Annotated in this window: 14 protein-coding genes and 1 tRNA gene; 7 read left to right on the top strand and 8 right to left on the bottom strand. The window is 68.1% G+C overall.

The window, feature by feature from the left end; translation table 11 throughout:
• Positions 1–97 precede the first annotated feature (97 nt).
• Positions 98–538 carry a MarR family winged helix-turn-helix transcriptional regulator gene (locus tag ACIQTT_RS07570; RefSeq protein WP_402788197.1) on the bottom strand — a complete coding sequence of 147 codons (441 nt, stop codon included), beginning with the start codon at positions 536–538 and terminating at the stop codon, positions 98–100.
• A gap of 62 nt (positions 539–600) precedes the next feature.
• Here ACIQTT_RS07570 and ACIQTT_RS07565 point away from each other — a divergent pair, with 62 nt between their 5' ends.
• The gene (locus tag ACIQTT_RS07565; RefSeq protein WP_402788195.1) at positions 601–969 is read left to right on the top strand and encodes a VOC family protein; all 369 of its coding nucleotides are present in this window, start codon (positions 601–603) and stop codon (positions 967–969) included.
• A 298-nt stretch (positions 970–1,267) separates the two neighbouring features.
• On the opposite strand, the gene ACIQTT_RS07560 is transcribed toward ACIQTT_RS07565, so the two are convergent.
• The 3 genes from ACIQTT_RS07560 to ACIQTT_RS07550 all read right to left on the bottom strand — a co-directional run bounded on the left by ACIQTT_RS07560 (position 1,268) and on the right by ACIQTT_RS07550 (position 4,457).
• The gene (locus ACIQTT_RS07560; protein ID WP_402788193.1) at positions 1,268–2,176 is read right to left on the bottom strand and encodes a carbohydrate ABC transporter permease; all 909 of its coding nucleotides are present in this window, start codon (positions 2,174–2,176) and stop codon (positions 1,268–1,270) included.
• A 10-nt stretch (positions 2,177–2,186) separates the two neighbouring features.
• Positions 2,187–3,068 carry a carbohydrate ABC transporter permease gene (locus ACIQTT_RS07555; RefSeq protein WP_247623443.1) on the bottom strand — a complete coding sequence of 294 codons (882 nt, stop codon included), beginning with the start codon at positions 3,066–3,068 and terminating at the stop codon, positions 2,187–2,189.
• Positions 3,069–3,155: 87 nt separating this feature from the next.
• Positions 3,156–4,457, bottom strand: a complete 1,302-nt coding sequence (locus ACIQTT_RS07550) for an ABC transporter substrate-binding protein (RefSeq protein ID WP_402788190.1) — start codon at positions 4,455–4,457, stop codon at positions 3,156–3,158.
• Positions 4,458–4,602: 145 nt separating this feature from the next.
• Between ACIQTT_RS07550 and ACIQTT_RS07545 the strand changes: the two genes are divergently transcribed.
• The 3 genes from ACIQTT_RS07545 to ACIQTT_RS07535 all read left to right on the top strand — a co-directional run bounded on the left by ACIQTT_RS07545 (position 4,603) and on the right by ACIQTT_RS07535 (position 8,989).
• Entirely contained in the window at positions 4,603–6,900 is a 2,298-nt protein-coding gene (locus ACIQTT_RS07545; protein ID WP_402788188.1) for a beta-glucosidase, read from the top strand.
• A gap of 80 nt (positions 6,901–6,980) precedes the next feature.
• Positions 6,981–7,988: a LacI family DNA-binding transcriptional regulator gene (locus tag ACIQTT_RS07540; RefSeq protein WP_402788186.1), complete on the top strand. Its 1,008-nt coding sequence runs from the start codon at positions 6,981–6,983 to the stop codon at positions 7,986–7,988.
• Positions 7,985–8,989 (top strand): LacI family DNA-binding transcriptional regulator, encoded by a 1,005-nt coding sequence (locus tag ACIQTT_RS07535; RefSeq protein ID WP_402791142.1) that lies wholly within the window; start codon positions 7,985–7,987, stop codon positions 8,987–8,989. The genes ACIQTT_RS07540 and ACIQTT_RS07535 overlap by 4 nt, the downstream gene beginning before the upstream one ends.
• A 126-nt stretch (positions 8,990–9,115) precedes the next feature.
• On the opposite strand, the gene ACIQTT_RS07530 is transcribed toward ACIQTT_RS07535, so the two are convergent.
• Positions 9,116–10,381 (bottom strand): MGH1-like glycoside hydrolase domain-containing protein, encoded by a 1,266-nt coding sequence (locus ACIQTT_RS07530; RefSeq protein WP_402788184.1) that lies wholly within the window; start codon positions 10,379–10,381, stop codon positions 9,116–9,118.
• Positions 10,378–12,126, bottom strand: coding sequence for a hypothetical protein (locus tag ACIQTT_RS07525; protein ID WP_402788182.1), 1,749 nt, complete (start codon positions 12,124–12,126; stop codon positions 10,378–10,380). The genes ACIQTT_RS07530 and ACIQTT_RS07525 overlap by 4 nt, the downstream gene beginning before the upstream one ends.
• A 190-nt stretch (positions 12,127–12,316) precedes the next feature.
• Here ACIQTT_RS07525 and ACIQTT_RS07520 point away from each other — a divergent pair.
• Positions 12,317–12,409: transfer RNA gene (locus tag ACIQTT_RS07520), tRNA-Ser, on the top strand.
• Positions 12,410–12,442: 33 nt separating this feature from the next.
• Here ACIQTT_RS07520 and ACIQTT_RS07515 read toward each other — a convergent pair.
• Positions 12,443–13,228 carry a hypothetical protein gene (locus ACIQTT_RS07515; RefSeq protein ID WP_402788181.1) on the bottom strand — a complete coding sequence of 262 codons (786 nt, stop codon included), beginning with the start codon at positions 13,226–13,228 and terminating at the stop codon, positions 12,443–12,445.
• Between the two features lie 136 nt (positions 13,229–13,364).
• On the opposite strand from ACIQTT_RS07515, the gene ACIQTT_RS07510 reads away from it, so the two are divergent.
• Both ACIQTT_RS07510 and ACIQTT_RS07505 read left to right on the top strand, forming a co-directional pair.
• On the top strand, positions 13,365–14,987 hold the full coding sequence (locus ACIQTT_RS07510; RefSeq protein ID WP_402788179.1) for a sodium-dependent transporter: 1,623 nt from the start codon (positions 13,365–13,367) through the stop codon (positions 14,985–14,987).
• Positions 14,984–15,118, top strand: a complete 135-nt coding sequence (locus ACIQTT_RS07505; protein ID WP_402788177.1) for a methionine/alanine import family NSS transporter small subunit — start codon at positions 14,984–14,986, stop codon at positions 15,116–15,118. Before ACIQTT_RS07510 ends, ACIQTT_RS07505 begins: the two co-directional genes overlap by 4 nt.
• 3 nt (positions 15,119–15,121) lie before the next feature.
• On the opposite strand, the gene ACIQTT_RS07500 is transcribed toward ACIQTT_RS07505, so the two are convergent.
• Positions 15,122–16,324 (bottom strand): Fic family protein, encoded by a 1,203-nt coding sequence (locus tag ACIQTT_RS07500; RefSeq protein ID WP_402788175.1) that lies wholly within the window; start codon positions 16,322–16,324, stop codon positions 15,122–15,124.
• Positions 16,325–16,403: the final 79 nt, after the last annotated feature.

Genomic DNA, 16,403 nt, shown 5'->3' with positions numbered 1-16,403 from the left:
CAGGCTCAGCGACCCGCTCTTCGTAACTGGGTCCTGAGCCGCTGGGTCCTGAGTCACTGGGTCCCTGAGCTTGTCGAAGGGTCCCGCCCCGAGGTGCTCAGCCCCCGCGCAGCGACCGCACCATGCCCTGGAGCAGCTGGAACGCGACCTGCTGATCGTCGGCGCCCATGCCCGACAGCATCCGCTTCTCGACCGCGCGCACGGCGGCGGTCGCCTGTGCGAGCAGGTCGCGTCCGGCCGGTGTGAGGTCGGTGGGGAGTGCCTTGCCGACCGGGGCTTCGGATGCCCGCACGACGAGCCCCTCGCGTTCGAGCTGCTGCAGCAGCACGTTCATCGACTGTCGGGTGACGAAGGCGCCGCGGGCGAGGTCGGAATTCGAGAGGCCGGGGCGCTGCGCGAGCAGTTCGAGGCAGGAGTAGCGCGTGATGGTCATGTCGAGGGGGCGCAGGGCCTCTTCCATCGCGAAGCGCAGGGCGCTCGCGGCCTCCTTGAGCAGGTAACCGAGGGAGGTCGGCAGGTGGATGCCGTCTTGACTCATGTCAGTATTCTGACATAGATTGGTGCATGTCAGAAAACTGACACGTATCGAAGGAGCATCCCATGCCCGTCACCGGCCCCGACTTCATCTCGCTGCAGACGCGCGACCTCGACGCCTCCCAGGCGTTCTACGAGACCTACCTCGGCCTCGTGCGCTCGCCCGCCGGGCCTCCGCACGCCGTCGTCTTCACGACCACGCCGATCGCGTTCGCGCTGCGCGACATCGTGCCCGGAACCGATCTCGCGGCAGCGGCGCAGCCCGGCATCGGCGTCGCCCTCTGGCTGCACGCGACGGAAGTGCAGAGCATCCACGACGCCCTCGTCGCCGATGGGCACACCATCGTCACGGCCCCCGTCGACGGGCCGTTCGGGCGCACCTTCACCTTCGCCGACCCCGACGGTTACCACGTCACTCTCCACGACCGCGCCTGACGGGGTGCCCCTCACGCGCGGGTCCAGCGCGGGGAGGTTCCGGGGACTGCACGGTTCGGGAGGAAGCCTCACCCAGGGGAGGAGCGTTTCGCGGATTCGCTCCTCCCGAGCGCGAGTTCTCCTCCGTTAGTGCGCGGACGGGACGCTTCGACAGGCTCAGCGACCCACCCATGCGCGAGGGGTCAAGACACGCCGTTGGCGCTCGGCCGCGCGCGGCGTGTTGTGACCACTCACCACCCGGGTGGGACGCGAAAGGGGGCGGATGCCGCAGCATCCGCCCCCTTCGTCGTCGCGGGTCTCAGCCCTTGACCGCGCCGGCCGCGAGGCCCTTCATGATGCGCTGGTTGAGGAAGAGATACATGATCAGGATGCCGAACACCGTCACGCAGATCGCGGCGAACAGCGGGCCGTAGTTGATCGCGCCGTACTCGCCCGAGAAGTTGAGGAGCCCGACCTGGATCGTGTTGAGGCTCTTCTTACCGCCGAAGACGAGGGCGATGAGCAGGTCGTTCCAGATGAGGAAGAACTGCACGATCGCGACCGTGAAGATCGCGTTCTTCATCATCGGCAAGCCGATCGCGAAGAAGGAGCGCAGCATCGAGGCGCCGTCGATCGTCGCCGCTTCGAAGATCTCGCGGGGGATCGCGCGGAAGTACGTCGCCATCATGAACACCGTGAGCGGCAGCCCGCCCGCGACGTAGATGAGGATCATCGGCAGATACGAGCCGCTGAGGCCCATCTTCGAGAAGGCGTTGAACAGCGGCAAGATGATCATCTGGCCGGGGATCATGATGCCCGCCAGGAACAGCAGCAGCACCGAGGCGCGGCCCTTGAAGACCATGATCTCGAGCGCGTAGCCCGCCGCGGTGCCGAGCAGCACGATGAACACGAGCGACGGCACCGTGACGATCAGCGAGTTCGTGATCGTGGTGGCGAGGTTGCCGGTCTCCCAGGCGACGGCGTAGTTGTCCCAACGCCAGTTCTCGGGGAGCGTGTACGAGGGGTTGTTGAGGAACTCGTTGTTCGACTTCAGCGAGTTGATGAACATCCAGAACAGCGGGTAGGCCGTCACGATGACGAGCACCGCGATGGTCAGCCAGGTCGGGATCTTGCGCAGGATGCCGAGGGCGATCGCTGCGGGACCGCGGCGGTGCGGAACGAACGCCTTCGCGCTGGGAACGGCCGTCGTGTCGAGTGTGGTGGTCATGATGCTGTCCTCAGACGGTGTTGTCGCGACGCGACGAGCGGAAGATGACGAGCGTGATCAGCAGGCACATGATGGTGAGCACGAGGGCGACGGTCGAACCGTAGCCGAAGTCGCTGTACTGGAACGCGGTGCGGTACATGTACATCGTCAGCGGGGTGGTCGCGTTGCCGGGGCCGCCGCCGGTGAGGGCGAAGACCGAGTCGAAGACCTTGATCGTGCCGTTGATGCTGAAGATCATCGAGGCGAAGAGGATCGGCAGCGACATCGGGAGCACGATGTAGCGGAAGAGGCTGAACGACTTGGCGCCGTCGAGGCGGGCCGACTCGATGATCTCGTCGGGGATGTCGAGCAGCCCGGAGAAGACGAGGATGCCGTAGAAGCCGGCGGAGCGCCAGACGTCCATGATGACGATGACGACGAAGGCGGTCGCGCCGTCGCCGAGCCAGTCGATGTTGCTGAGGCCGACGTTCACGAGCAGCTCGTTGACGAGGCCGTCGCCGGGGGCCGACTGGAAGAGCTTCTGGTAGAGGATGCCGATCGCGACGGTCGGGAGCACGACGGGGAAGAACACCAGCGTGCGGACGATGACCGAGGAGCGGCGGAGCACGAAGTGGTAGAGGAGCGCGAGGCCGAAGCCGAGCACGACCTGGAACAGGGTGGTCAGCAGCGCGTAGCGGATCGTGAACCAGAAGGCGTCGGCGACGTACTGGTCGGAGAAGAGCCGCTGGAAGTTCTCGATGCCGTTGAACTCGAAGCCTTCGAGGATGCTGCCGGTGAAGAACGTGAGGCCGAACGACCAGAGCACGGGGACGATGGTGATGAGCGTATAGATGACCAGTGCCGGCAGGAGCAGCAGCAGGATCGTCTTCCGGTCGCCGAGGACGGACTTCATGCGTGGCGGCCTTTCGGGTGTAGAGGGGGTGAGACGAGAGAACCGGCTCCGCGCACTCCGGGTACGAGTGCGCGGAGCCGGTGCGGATCAACCGGCGTCGAGCGCGTCCTGGACGAGGGTCATGAACTCCTCGGCCGAGAGCTGGCCCGTGACGAGCAGCGCGGCGTTGGTCGACGAGATGTTGCTCGCCTTCGCGTTGAAGAGCGCCTCGAACCACAGCACGCTGTCGGTGCTGGTGGAGATCTCGTCGGCGATCGTCTGCGAGATCGCGGGCAGCTCGACGTCGGCGTCGTCGGCGATGAAGCCGGTGATCTGGCCCTGCTCGAGCGCCTCATTGCCGTAGTTCTCGGCGATGCAGCCGAGCCAGGCGCCGGTGCCCTCGTTGTAGGCGGCGTTGCTCATCGTGGCCGGCAGGCCGACGTTCGACGGGTAGGCGTCGGGCGTGCCCTTACCGCCCTCGACGGCCGGGAAGTTGAAGAACCCGACGTTGTCGGCGCCGATCTGGTTGCCGTCTCCGTTGATGTTGCCGAGGATCCAGCTGCCCATGTAGATCATGGCGGCCTTGCCCGTGAGGAACTCGTTGTAGGAGCTGTCGATGTCGAGCGAGGTGACGTTCGCGTCGAAGTAGCCCTCGGCGCCGAGGTCGGCGATCGCCTGTGCGGCGGCCACGTACTCGGGGTCGGTCAGCTTGGCGTCGCCTGCGGCGACCTTCTCGAGCGCGTCATCACCGACCGAGCGGAAGAGGTAGCTCGAGATGAGGCGGGTGATGGGCCAGCCCTGCTCACCGGATGCCGTGAACGGGGTGTACCCCGCGGCCTTGGCCTCGGCGGCGATGGTGGTGAGGTCGTCCCAGTTCTCGGGGACGTCCCAGCCCTGCTCCTCGAAGATCTGCTTGTTGTACCAGATGCCCTCGATGTTGTACTGGAACGGCAGGAAGTTGAACTCGCCGCCGTAGAGCTTCTTGATGGTCGACACGGCGCCTTCGGCGATCTTGTCGCGCACGCCGAGCTCGGTGAGCTTCTCGTCGAAGTCGACGAGGTAGCCGCCCTTGGCGAGCTTCGCGCCCTCGGAGGGGTTACCGCCGGCCGAGAAGATCGGGGGCAGTTCGTCCTGCGTGGCGAGCAACTGCACCTGCGCGTCGAGGTCGGCCTGCGGCGCCGAGTTGAACTCGAGGGGCATGGCCTCTTCTTCGGCGGCGCACTGGTCGCCGGCGAGGGCTTCGAGCACGGGCTGGGTGGTGGTGTTCTCGGAGTTCTTCAGGAACTCGAAGGTGGTCGCACCCGATCCGCTGTCACCGGCGCAGCCGGAGAGGACGAGAACCCCGGCGCTGGCCAGAGCGGCAACGCTGAGGAGCGGCTTGCGAAGGCGCCGCCGTTCTGCTGTGAACACATTTCCTCCTTGAAAGTGATATCTCGTTATTGAGACGTTTCAAAACTGATGTTAGGGGGAGATTTGTGGCCTGTCAAACGAAAACTGCTCTGAGCCGCGGTGAGGAAGTTCGGCGGGTGTCGGGTGGATGCGCAAGGATGAATCCATGAGTATTGAAACGTCACAATCGGCTGCGGTCGACGACGAGGTGGTCGACGACGACGCGGTCGATCGACTCGTCGCCGGGATGACGCTCGCGCAGAAGACGGCCCAGCTCGTGGGGCTGTGGGCGGGCGCCCGTCGCGACGACAATGCCGCCCCGATGCAGGACCAGCTGATCGCCGACGGCGTGCACGTCGAGGAGTTCGCCGCGCACGGCCTCGGTCAGCTCACGCGCCACTGGGGAACGACGCCGATCACGGTCGAGGCGGGCACGGCCGAGCTGCGACGACGCCAGGCCGCTCTCACCGAGCGCACCGGCATCCGCGCTCTCGTGCACGAGGAGTGCCTCACCGGCGTTCTCGCCTGGGGAGCGACGACCTACCCGACCCCGCTGGCCTGGGGCGCCGCGTTCGACCCGGAGCTCACCGAACGCCTCGGCCGCCGGATCGGCGACGACCTGCGCGCCCTCGGCGTGCATCAGGGATTGGGCCCCGTGCTCGACGTCGTGCGCGATGCCCGCTGGGGTCGGGTCGAGGAGTGCATCGCCGAAGACCCGTTCACCGTCGGCGTCGTGGGCAGCGCCTATGTGCGCGGCCTCGAGTCGGCGGGGGTGGTCGCCACCCTCAAGCACTTCGCCGGGTACTCCGGGTCGCGCGCCGGCCGCAATCACGCGCCGGTCTCCGTCGGGCCGCGCGAGCTCGCCGATGTCTACCTGCCTCCGTTCGAGCGGGCGATCCGTGTGGGGGCACGCTCGGTCATGAACGCCTACAACGATGTCGACGGGGTTCCGGCTGCGGCATCCGCCGACCTGCTCACCGGCATCCTGCGCGACCGCTGGGGCTTCGACGGAACCGTCGTCGCCGACTACTTCGCCGTGCGGTTCCTCGAGACGATGCACGGAGTCGCCGCCGATGGCGAAGACGCGGCGGTGCTCGCGCTCTCGGCCGGCATCGACGTCGAACTTCCCACCGGCTCCGACTACCTCGCGCCGCTCGTCGCCGCGGTCGAGAGCGGACGGATCGACGAGTCGCTCGTCGACCGCGCCCTGCGCCGCGTGCTGCGGCAGAAACGCGACCTGGGGTTGCTGGGGCCGGCCGAGCCCGAGGGAGACCCCGCCGTCGACCTCGACTCCGCGGCCAACCGCGCGCTCGCGCGCGAGGTGGCGGATGCCTCGATCGTGCTGCTCCAGAACGACGGCGCCCTGCCGCTCGATGCGGGGCGCACCCCGCGGCTCGCGGTCGTCGGTCCGAACGCCGACCGCTTCGGCGCGGTGTTCGGGTGCTACTCCTTCGTGAAGCACGTGCTGCCTCGGCATCCCGAGGTCGATCCGCTGATCGCCGCGCCCACGGTGGCCGAGGCTCTGCGCGCACAGTGGCCGGGCGAGGTCGACGTCGTCGAGGGCTGCACCGTGATGGACGACGACGTCTCAGGGGTCGACGCGGCGGTCCAGGCCGCGCGCGCCGCCGACGTGGTGGTGGCGGTGATGGGCGACGACTCCGGGATGTTCGGACGCGGCACGTCGGGTGAGGGGTGCGACCGCGAGGACCTGAGCCTGCCCGGGGTGCAGGAGCAGTTGCTCCAGGCGCTCGTCGACACCGGTCGCCCGGTCGTGCTCGTGCTGCTGACCGGTCGCCCCTACGCGCTCGGCGCCGCCGCCGACCGGTGCGTCGCCGTCGTGCAGGCGTTCTTCCCCGGGCAGGAGGGTGGTCCGGCGATCGCGGACGCTCTCCTCGGGGTCACCTCGCCCTCGGGGCGTCTGCCCGTGCAGATGCCCCGGCCGGGCACGCCACAGCCGGGCAGCTACCTCGCTCCGAAGCTCGGATCACTGACCGGCGTCAGCTCGGCCGACCCGACGCCGCGGCATCCGTTCGGTCACGGCCTCGGGTACACGACCTTCGTGCGGGACGGGCTGAGCGTCGCAGAGAACCGCGTCGCCGTCGACGGGGCCGTCGAGGCCGAGATCACAGTGCGCAACTCGGGCGATCGCGAGGGAGCCGACGTGCTGCAGGTCTACGCGAGCGACCCGACAGCGCAGGTCGTGCGTCCGCTCCGCCAGCTCGTCGCCTTCCGCAAGGTGCCGTTGGCCGCGGGAGAGGCGCAGACGTGGCGGGTGCGCATCCCCGCCGCAGCCTTCGCCTTCACCGGCGTCGCGGGGCATCGCATCGTCGAACCCGGCCGCATCGTGCTGCGTGTGGCCGCGGATGCCGCCGACGACGGGGAGTCCGTCGAGATCGACCTGGTCGGCGAGGTACGGCGCGTGGACACCATCGCCGACGAACCGGTCTGGGAACGCCGTGGCTGAGCGCGCGTGTGCCGCTCCGGGTGCGGCGCAGAGGAGCCGGTAAAGTGACTGATCGATCACCGAGCCGAAGGAGGCCGCGCATGGCCCGAGTCGGAATCCGTGACGTGGCGGTGCTCGCGGGTGTGGCCGTGGGTACCGTGTCGAACTACCTCAATCATCCCGACCGCGTCTCGGCCGACAAGGCCGAGCGCATCCGCGCCGCGATCGACTCGCTCGGGTTCGTGCCCAGCAATGCCGGCCGACAGTTGCGCCTCGGGGTGAGCAGCGCGATCGGCTACATCGCGCCCGACGTGAGCAACCCGTACTTCGCCGAGATCGCCGAGAGCGTCGAGTTGCGCGCCAGCGAGCTCGGTTTCACCGTCTTCCTCGCGAACTCGCACCGCAACCGCGACCGCGAGAACGACTACATCCAGCTCTTCGAGCAGTACCGCGTGCAGGGGCTGCTCATGTCGTCGCACCTGCCCGTCGAAGACCGCCTCGCGCAGGTGCGCCGTCGCGGAACGCCCTCGGTGCTGGTCGGCCAGCGCGGGCAGTCCGACGAGCAGCCCTCCGTCTCGCTCGACGAGGTCTCGGGCGGGCGCCAGGCGATGCAGCACCTGATCGAGATCGGATGCCGTCGCCTGCTGTTCGTCGGTGGCCCGCTCGACATCCCGCAGGTCTCGGGTCGTCTGGCCGGTGCGGGCGAGGTCGTGCGTGAGTTCGGGGCGGCGACGCTCGAGGTGATGGACGAGCCCGATCGCACGGTGCGCGGCGGCAAACGGATCGGAGCGGCGCTGCTCTCGCGCCCGGCGGACATGATGCCCGACGGCATCTTCGCCGCGAACGACCTGCTCGCGCTCGGCATCATGAACGCGCTCGTCGCCGGGGGCGTCGAGGTTCCGCGGCAGACCGCGATCGTCGGCTACGACGACATCGAGTTCGCCGAAGCCTCGCTCATCCCGCTCACGACCGTGGCGGGCCGCCACGACGGCTTCGGCATCGCCGTGGTCGACCTGCTCTTCGATGCGATCGGCGGCAACGCGATCGCCGCGCCGCATCGGATGTTCGAACCCCAGCTCGTGGTGCGCGCGAGCACAGGAAGGGGCTGACCGTGGCCGCGAGCATCCGCGACGTCGCCGACCGCGCCGGGGTGTCGGTGGGCACGGTCTCGAACGTGCTCAACCACGTCGACCGCGTCAAGGAGGACTCCGTCCGGCGCGTGCACGAGGCGATCACCGAGCTCGGGTACGTGCGCAACGACGCCGCCCGCCAGCTGCGCGCCGGTCACAGCCTGATGGTGGGTCTGGTGGTGCTCGACGTGCGCAACCCGTTCTTCACCGAGCTCGCCCGCGGGGCCGAGCGCGAAGCCGCGCGGCACGGACTCTCGGTGGTGCTCGCCAACAGCGACGAGGACGTCGCACAGGAGGCCCGGCACATCGACCTGTTCGAGCAGCAGCGGGTGCGCGGCATCCTGCTCTCGCCCTACCAGGAGGCGGGACCGCGCCTGCGCCGGATGCGCGACCGAGGCATCCCCGCTGTGCTCGTCGACCGGCGCGGCGCCGACGACTCGTTCAGCAGCGTCTCGGTCGACGACGAGACCGGCGGGTACCTCGCGGCCCGTCATCTGCTCGACACCGGGCGACGCCGCATCCTCTTCGCCGGAGGTCCGCTCGACATGCGGCAAGTGGAAGACCGTCTCGGCGGTGCGCGCCGCGCGGTCGCTGAGGTTCCCGGTGCCGTTCTCGACACGCTCCCTTCGACCGCATCGACCGTCGACGCAGGCCGTCTCGCGGGTGATCAGGTCGCCGCGCTCGCCGCGTCGGAACGCCCGGACGCGATGTTCTGCGCCAACGACCTCGTGGCGCTCGGAGTGTTGCAGGGACTGTTGACCCACGGCATCCGCGTGCCGCAGGACGTCGCCCTGATCGGCTTCGACGACATCGACTTCGCGGCGGCTGCGGCCGTGCCCCTCTCGTCGGTGCGGCAACCGAGCAACCTCATGGGCGAGACGGCGATGCGCCTGCTGCTCGAGAGCGCCGACGACCCGGGTCGGCCGCCCGAGCACATCGTGTTCCAGCCCGAGCTCGTCGCGCGCGCCTCGACCGCGTGACCCTCTGTGCGTCGGACCCGGCGTACCCAACTCAGGAAGATCGGGGCCGATCGATATCGAACAGGCCAGATCGGTGCCCGCCACGCTCGTTCTTCCTGAGTTAGGTACGCCCTACCGCCCTGCCGCTCAGAACTCCGCGACGACCGGGCGCCCGTCCAGGTACGCGATGAGGTTGAGCACCAGGAAGTTCCAGTTCTGGAAGTTGCGGGTCATGATCGCCTCCCCCGTGTCGGGGTTGTAGAACTCGTGCAGGCATCCGGTCGTGGCGAGGTCGCGGCCGAACAGCTCGACGGTCTGCTCCGCCAGCTCGCGGGCGTCGTCGGCGAAGCCGTACTTCTCGAGGCCCCGGAAGACGAGGTAGTTGCTGATTCCCCACACCGGTCCGAGCCAGTTGGAGGGGTTGTTCGAGGCGCGCAGGTTGTAGGGCTTCTCGAGGCGGGAGAGCGTGCGCACCCCGAAGTTCGCCCGGAACGTGCGAGTGTCCTGCAGGCGCTCGCGCATCCGCTCGGCCTGCTCCTGCGACGCGAAGCCGGCCCACAGTGGAAGGAAGCTCGACCAGTTGTCGACGCGCAGCAGCAGCGTCGACCACGACCGCGGAGCGCCGCTGTGCAGCCAGTCGTCGCCGTCGATCTCGCGGAAGGCCAGGTCGGCGCTGTAGTAGGTGCCGTCGCGCTCGTCCCACAGATGCGTGTTGATCGCATCGGCGAGGTCCTGCGCGCGCCCGCGCCAGCGATTCGCCTCGGGGAGGCGATCGAGGTCTTCGAGCAGCGATCCGAAGGCCAGCAGCTCGCGGTAGAGCAGCGAGTTGAGGTATATCGAGGCGGTGCTGCGGTCGGGCCGGTAGTAGACCGAGGGGTCGTTGTCGACGCCGATCGCGAAGTCGGTCTGCCAATACGCCAGGCCCGTTTCGGCGTGGATGTGGCTCTCGAGGTAGCGCTCGAGGAACGACTGGATCACCGGGATGCCGTCACTGATCCACTCGGCGCTGCCCCGGCGGCGGCTGAGCAGTGCGGCCTGCTGGGCGATGATCGGCTTGTGCATGTTCTGCGAGAACCCGGCGGCGCGTGAGGGGTCGCCGTGCAGCAGCGGACCCTCGGGCTTGAGCAGCAGCGGCATCACGCCGTCGGCGTCGGTGTGGTCGAGGAAGTTGCGGATCGTGCCCTCCTCGTAGGCGCCGAAGCGTCCCGCCTCGCCGGTCTCGAGCTCGACCTGCCCGAGCACGACGCTGATGAACCAGGAGTCCCAGTCCCACAGCGCGTTCGAGTAGTAGGGGGAGTCGGGCGAGCTGGGCACCGTGTACGGGTGGGCGAGCACGCCGGAGGGCTCGCGGGTCATCTGCGTCGCGTGCTCGGTGACGTAGGTGCGGAGGTCGGACTTCCAGGTGTCGATCATGCGTGCGGGTCCTCGGTGCGGGGGAGGGAGATGCGAGTGAAGGTGGAGGGGGCGAGCGCGACGGCTGCTTCGCCGCGGTCGGTCGAGACGTGCAGGGAGCGCGGCTCGTCGGCGATGTTGGCCACGAGGATGTCGTCGGTTGCGGCGGTGCGGGAGCCGATCGCCCACAGGAGCCCGTCGGGGCTGGGGCCGGTGAGCGATGTCGCGCCGTCGCGCGCCGCGAGGACGGCGAGTGCGCGCAGGGCGGATGCGACGGGCAGGTCCTCCCCGTCGCGCGAGCGGATGCCGCGCGGTCCCCACTCCTCGAACCACACGAGGGAGGCGACCCCGGGAACGGCCAGGGCCGCGGCGCTCGCGATCGTCCAGGCGGCGAGTTCGGGCGCCTGCTGACGGTCGTCATCGGTGCCGGTGAACTGCGGGCCATAGCCGTCGCGCAGGTCGTCGTACGGCGAGAGCGGCTGCGGGGAGGCGGCGACGTCGTTGAAGCGCGGGCGGAGGGAGACCGGGCCGATGTGCACGGGGCGCCCGGCCGCGCGCGCGACGGTCTCTTCGGCGACGAGGCGCTGCATCTCGACGGACTCGACGATCTGCTCGGTGTCGACGGAGTGGAACAGCGGGGTGACGGTGACCGCGATTCCGTCGAGGTCGTGTGGCAGCCGGTGGAGCTCGCGGTTGAGCTCGGTGAAGTGCGAGCGGCTGCCGCCGATCACCGCGGGTGTGCGGCCGTGTGCGGCGAGGGCGGCACGCAGCAGGTCGATCGCCTCGCCGTCCGAGACGTGCCGGGCATCGCTGACCTGGTGGAAGGCCGTGGCACGCGCGAGGTCGATGCCCGCGAGGACGGCGACGGCATCCGATATCTTCTCGGGCGCCGCCGGGTCGAGCACGAAGCGCACATCGAGGGGGAGACCGGAGGTGGCGGCCCGGGCGATGGCCGCCCGCCAGTCGCGACTCGCGAGGTCGAGTTCGACGAGCAGGGTCGTGCCGACCGGGTCGACGGTCGGGGCGGGGTCGGGGGCGGATGCCGCGGCGACCCCGACCGACGGGAAGGGGCCGGCAGGGGTGAGGTGGATGATGTCGGAAGCGATGCGGATCTCGACATCCGTCGTTTCCTGAGCCTGGATCCGGAGGGTCTGCACGACATGCTCGCCGGCGGAGACGCGATAGGGGAAGGGGAGCGAGAGCGGCCGGTTGTAGGTCTTGAACGAGGCATCCGTCCAGTTGCGCTGGTCTTCCATCTCGAATACGTCGCCGTCGAACGCCAGGTCGATCCCGGCGCCGTCATGCGTCCAGCCGAGGGTTGTGATGTCGAAGACCGGCTGGTGCGCACTGATGCGTCCGGGGAACGCGGTCTGCTCGGTCGTGCCGTCGGAGTGGCCGACCTGCAGGGCGGCTCCCGCGACCTGGGGTGGATGCAGCACGACGAGTCCCGTGCGGTTAGTGTCGACATCTCGCGTCGCCCGCAGATCGAGGGCGACGACGAGTTCGGCGGCGTCGGCCGTGGCGCGGAGGACGCCCTCGAACGCGGGCTCGGTCGTGCGCACGGCGATCTCGAGGCGCGAGTCATCGCCGGTGATCTCGCCGACGGTCAGGGGGAGCGTGTTCCAATCGCCGTCGCGCACCACAGCGCGGATGCTGCGGAGCACCTGATGTCCGCGCCACTGCAGGTCGGCGAGCTCATCGTCGCGGCGCTCGATCTTCCAGTCCCCGAGGGTGCGCTCGTCGCGTTCGGGGCGGTTCCACGTCATGATGCGTCCTTGCACGGGGTGGGCCGAGGCCCGGATTGGTACGTTTCAATCCTGCCGTACGTGCCGGGTGTCGGGCAAGGCGAGCGGGGGAATCCGGCGGGGATCGGACCGGGTTCGGTCCCGGTTCGTGGGATGCCGCGGAATCCGTTACGATGGCTAGGTGCATCCGAGCTTTCGGGCGAGGATGCCTGGAGACGTCGCATAGTCCGGCCTAGTGCACCACCCTGCTAAGGTGGAGACCTCTTTAAGGGGTCCAGGGGTTCAAATCCCCTCGTCTCCGCCACGAAGCCCCCGAGTGGTCGGGGGCTTCTTCGGCTCAGATCCAGTAGGTGTTCGGGCGGTTCTCGCGAACGTGAGCATGTCCCGCCACGGCAAGTGGTGCTGCCAAATGTTCCTCTACATGGGTGCAGGTGGCGAGCCAGTCCGCCGCATCATTACAAAAGAGCGTGGCCAACGTCGCCACGTCGTCTATCGCAGACACCGTCGACTGACGTTTCTGATTTCCGCTAGCGTCCTGCTCGCCCGGCTGATGGATGCCGAATACAACGGACTCGTGATGGGCCACTCGGTTCCGGAGGCGCCTCACCCTGCGCACGAGCGCGGCTGCACTCTGCCTGCTGAGCTGCTCCGAGGCGAACAAGGTCTCCAGGTGCCCACTCCACAAGTCTCGCTCGTAGTCTGCGCGACCCGCGAGCGCGTTCGCGCCGCCTTCTGACGTGGCTCCAACTTCTAAGAGCTCTCCCCACCCGCCCAGACTGATCTCGGCGATTACTCGGGCGGGAGTCACGGCGCTCCCGGAAAGGCGGGCTTCTGCTTCGCGGAACCTGCTTCGTGTTCGATCGTCGAGGATGACCCTCTTCCCGCGGAACCAGTGCTCGCCGTATGCGCTCGAAAGGGTGCGGTGGAAGGCGTCGCGCATCGCAACCTCCACGAAATGAATCCGCTCGAGGACGGACCCGCGCAGTTCCGCATCGAGAATATAAAGGCGCGCGGCATCGAGGAGTGATCCGCTCGCTGCCTTCGTGTACGGCTGAAAGCGCAGCCGAGGAACGACGAGCTGCAGGGCCTTCGCATCAGCGGTCGAGCGTATTTGACTGAGCATGCGTCCAACGTTAGTCTGTAAAGGAATTCCTCCTTTGTGAGGTTGGGACGCCACTTCTCTCAGTGCTCAGATGCTGAAGCGGTGGCGTTCGTCTTTTTTCCGGAGCGCGCGCACGTACTCGGGTAGTCTCGCGGGCATGGCAACCGCAACGGCGCAGACCCCGAAACGTGAAGCCTTCGGCTCGAGGAACGTCTTCATCCTGTCGGCGATCGGCTCCGCCGTCGGTCTCGGCAACATCTGGCGCTTCCCGTACGTCGCCTACGAGGGCGGTGGGGGAGCATTCCTCATCCCGTATCTGTGCGCGCTGTTGACCGCCGGCATCCCCCTGCTGTTCCTGGACTACGCGATCGGCCACCGCTTCCGCGGCTCCGCGCCGCTCGCTTTCCGTCGCATGCACCGCGCCGCTGAGCCGCTGGGCTGGTGGCAGGTGCTCATCTGCGTCGTCATCTCGGTCTACTACGCGGTGATCGTCGCCTGGGCGGCGATGTACACCTGGTTCTCGGCGCAACTCACCTGGGGGCCGGGCAACGAGAACGACTTCTTCTTCGTGGACTTCCTGCAGTCGGCCGATGTCGCCGAGGTGGGCGTCTCGGCGGACTTCGTGCCGCAGGTGGGAATCCCGCTCGCGGTGGTCTGGCTGGGCGTCATCGCGATCATGGCCCTGGGGGTCAAGCGCGGGATCGGCCGGGCGAACATGATCCTCATGCCGTTGCTCACCGTGATGTTCGCGGTGCTCGTCGTGCAGTCGCTGTTCCTTCCCGGGGCGATGGACGGGCTCAACGCGTTCTTCACGCCCAACTGGGAGGCGCTCGCCGACCCGGGTGTGTGGGCATCGGCCTACGGCCACATCTTCTTCTCGCTGTCGGTGGCTTTCGGCATCATGGTGACGTACTCCTCCTATCTCAAGCGCAAGACCGACCTCACGGGGTCGGGTCTGGTCGTCGGGTTCGCGAACTCCGGCTTCGAGATCCTCGCCGGGATCGGCGTGTTCGCGGCGCTCGGATTCATGGCGCAGGCGCAGGGAACGGATGTCGCAGGCGTCGCCTCATCCGGCATCGGTCTCGCGTTCGTGGCTTTCCCGACGATCGTCTCGCAGGCGGCGGGCGGATCCATCATCGGCGTGCTGTTCTTCGGTGCGCTGGTCTTCGCCGGGGTGACCTCCATGATCTCGATCCTCGAGGTGATCGTCGCGGCGCTCCAGGACAAGCTCGGCTGGGGGCGCCTGCGCACGACGCTCACCGTGTCGATCCCGCTCGCGGTCATCTCGATGGCCCTGTTCTCGACGACCACCGCACTGTCGGTGCTCGACACGACGGATGCTTTCGTCAACGCCTTCGGCATCATGGCCGTGGCGCTGGTCGCCGTGGTCGTCGTCGCGTGGGTGCTGCACAAGCTCCCCGCGTTGCAGGAGCACCTCAACCGTCGGTCGAGCTTCCGGGTGGGGTTCATCTGGAAGCTGCTGATCGGCGCCCTCGCCCCGATCGTGCTGGGCTACCTGCTCATCAGCGAGCTGATCACCAAGATCTCCGAGCCCTACAGCGGCTACCCGGACTGGTTCCTCGCGGTGTTCGGCTGGGGCATGGTGATCGCGCTGGTCGTGATCGGCGTGCTGCTCTCGCTCGTTCCCTGGAGCCGCCGTTCCCACGCGAAGGACGATCCCGAGTACGACGAGTTCCTCGATCAGGAGGAGTACGAGCCAGACCTCGAGACGGGGATGCTCCCGGTGCAGGGCGCGAAGGATGAGGAGGCCCGCGCATGACTCCCGTGGCGATCGTCATGATGATCATCGCGATGGTGACGGTCTGGGGAGGCCTGATCGCCGCTGTCGTGAATCTCGCCCGTCACCCGGAGGAGCCCGACGCCGAACCGGCTCCGCCGATCGAGCTCTGACGCTCAGCGCCCGGTGCGCCGGCGCCGCGCGCGTGCCCCGAAGGCATCCAGCGCGTCGAGGATCTCTGTCGCCTGCCAGTGCCGGTTGCGTCGTCCACTGCTCGACTGGGTGAGGATGCCGGCGTCGACCAGTTTCTCGACGGATGCACGGGCGGCGGGCTCGCTCACCTCCAGTTCGCGGGTGGCGACGCCGAGAGTGATGACCGGTTGGCGGAGGAGGAGGCGTTTCAGTGCGTGCACGGAGGAGTCTCGGCGCGCGCTGACACGTTCGTCCCACATCGATGAGACGCGCAGAACGTCGCTCTCGAGCTGTCGCCCGTTGGCGATCGCTGCGAAGGAAGCCTCCGACAGTGCTTCGATGATCGGCCGGGCGTCCCCCTCGCGATAGGCGGTCAATGCGCGGAAGTAGCCATCGGTGTCGCCCAAGAGTCCTGCAGAGACGGGCACGGTGACGCTCTGCGTGACCCCGGCTGCTCTGAGCATCCCTTGCACGAATGCCCGTCCCGTGCGCCCGTTGCCGTCCGGGAAGGGGTGGATGGTCTCGAACTGCGCATGCGCGATCGCGATCTGGGCGATCGCCGGCAGATCGGCGCGCCGCGCGAAGCGCATCACATCGTCCATCAGCTCGGGGACCCGCTCATGATGAGGGGGGATGAAGGTCGCGTTGTGCGGCGATATCGCACCCCCGCCGATCCACACCTGCTCATCACGCCAGTGCCCGACGATGCGAGGAGCCGAGCGCTCGAGGAGCGCGCGGTGCATCGTCAGGATCGCCGCGGGATCGAGATCATCGGCGAGTGAGATCGCGGCGGACATCGCGGCCACGTTCCCGACCACCAGTTGTGCGTTGGCCGAGCGTGCATCCCCGATCTCGGCCAGGGCGAGCTGTTTCGCGCTCGCCGTGACGTTCTCCACCTCGGAACTCGACGCGCTCTCGGTGCGCAACAGGATCGACGCGAAAGGTGCAGTGAGAGCCCCCGATTCGGCGTCGAAGCGTGCGAGTTCTCGCCCGGCATCCTCGGAGGCCGCGATGAGATCGGCGGGCAGTTCGACGGCCATGTCGGCGATCAGGGGTGGGACCGATGCGCGGTACGGCCCGACGGCGGCGCGCAGTCGCGCACGCGAGGCGACCTCATCGCCCGAGCGCAGCCACGGGCGCTCCTCGAAGCGGACCGAGGGCCATGCGGCGGGAGGGGGAGCTGTCATGATCACATCCATTCTCTCTCCATACCAAAGGATAAACGATTATCCTTTGGTATGGAGATCGATGGAGTCGATCGAATCC

Source organism: Microbacterium sp. NPDC090225 (genome assembly GCF_044772365.1).
GTDB lineage: Bacteria > Actinomycetota > Actinomycetes > Actinomycetales > Microbacteriaceae > Microbacterium.
The sequence above is the reverse complement of the archived record's forward strand: the minus strand, read 5'-3'. Positions and strand labels throughout refer to the sequence as shown.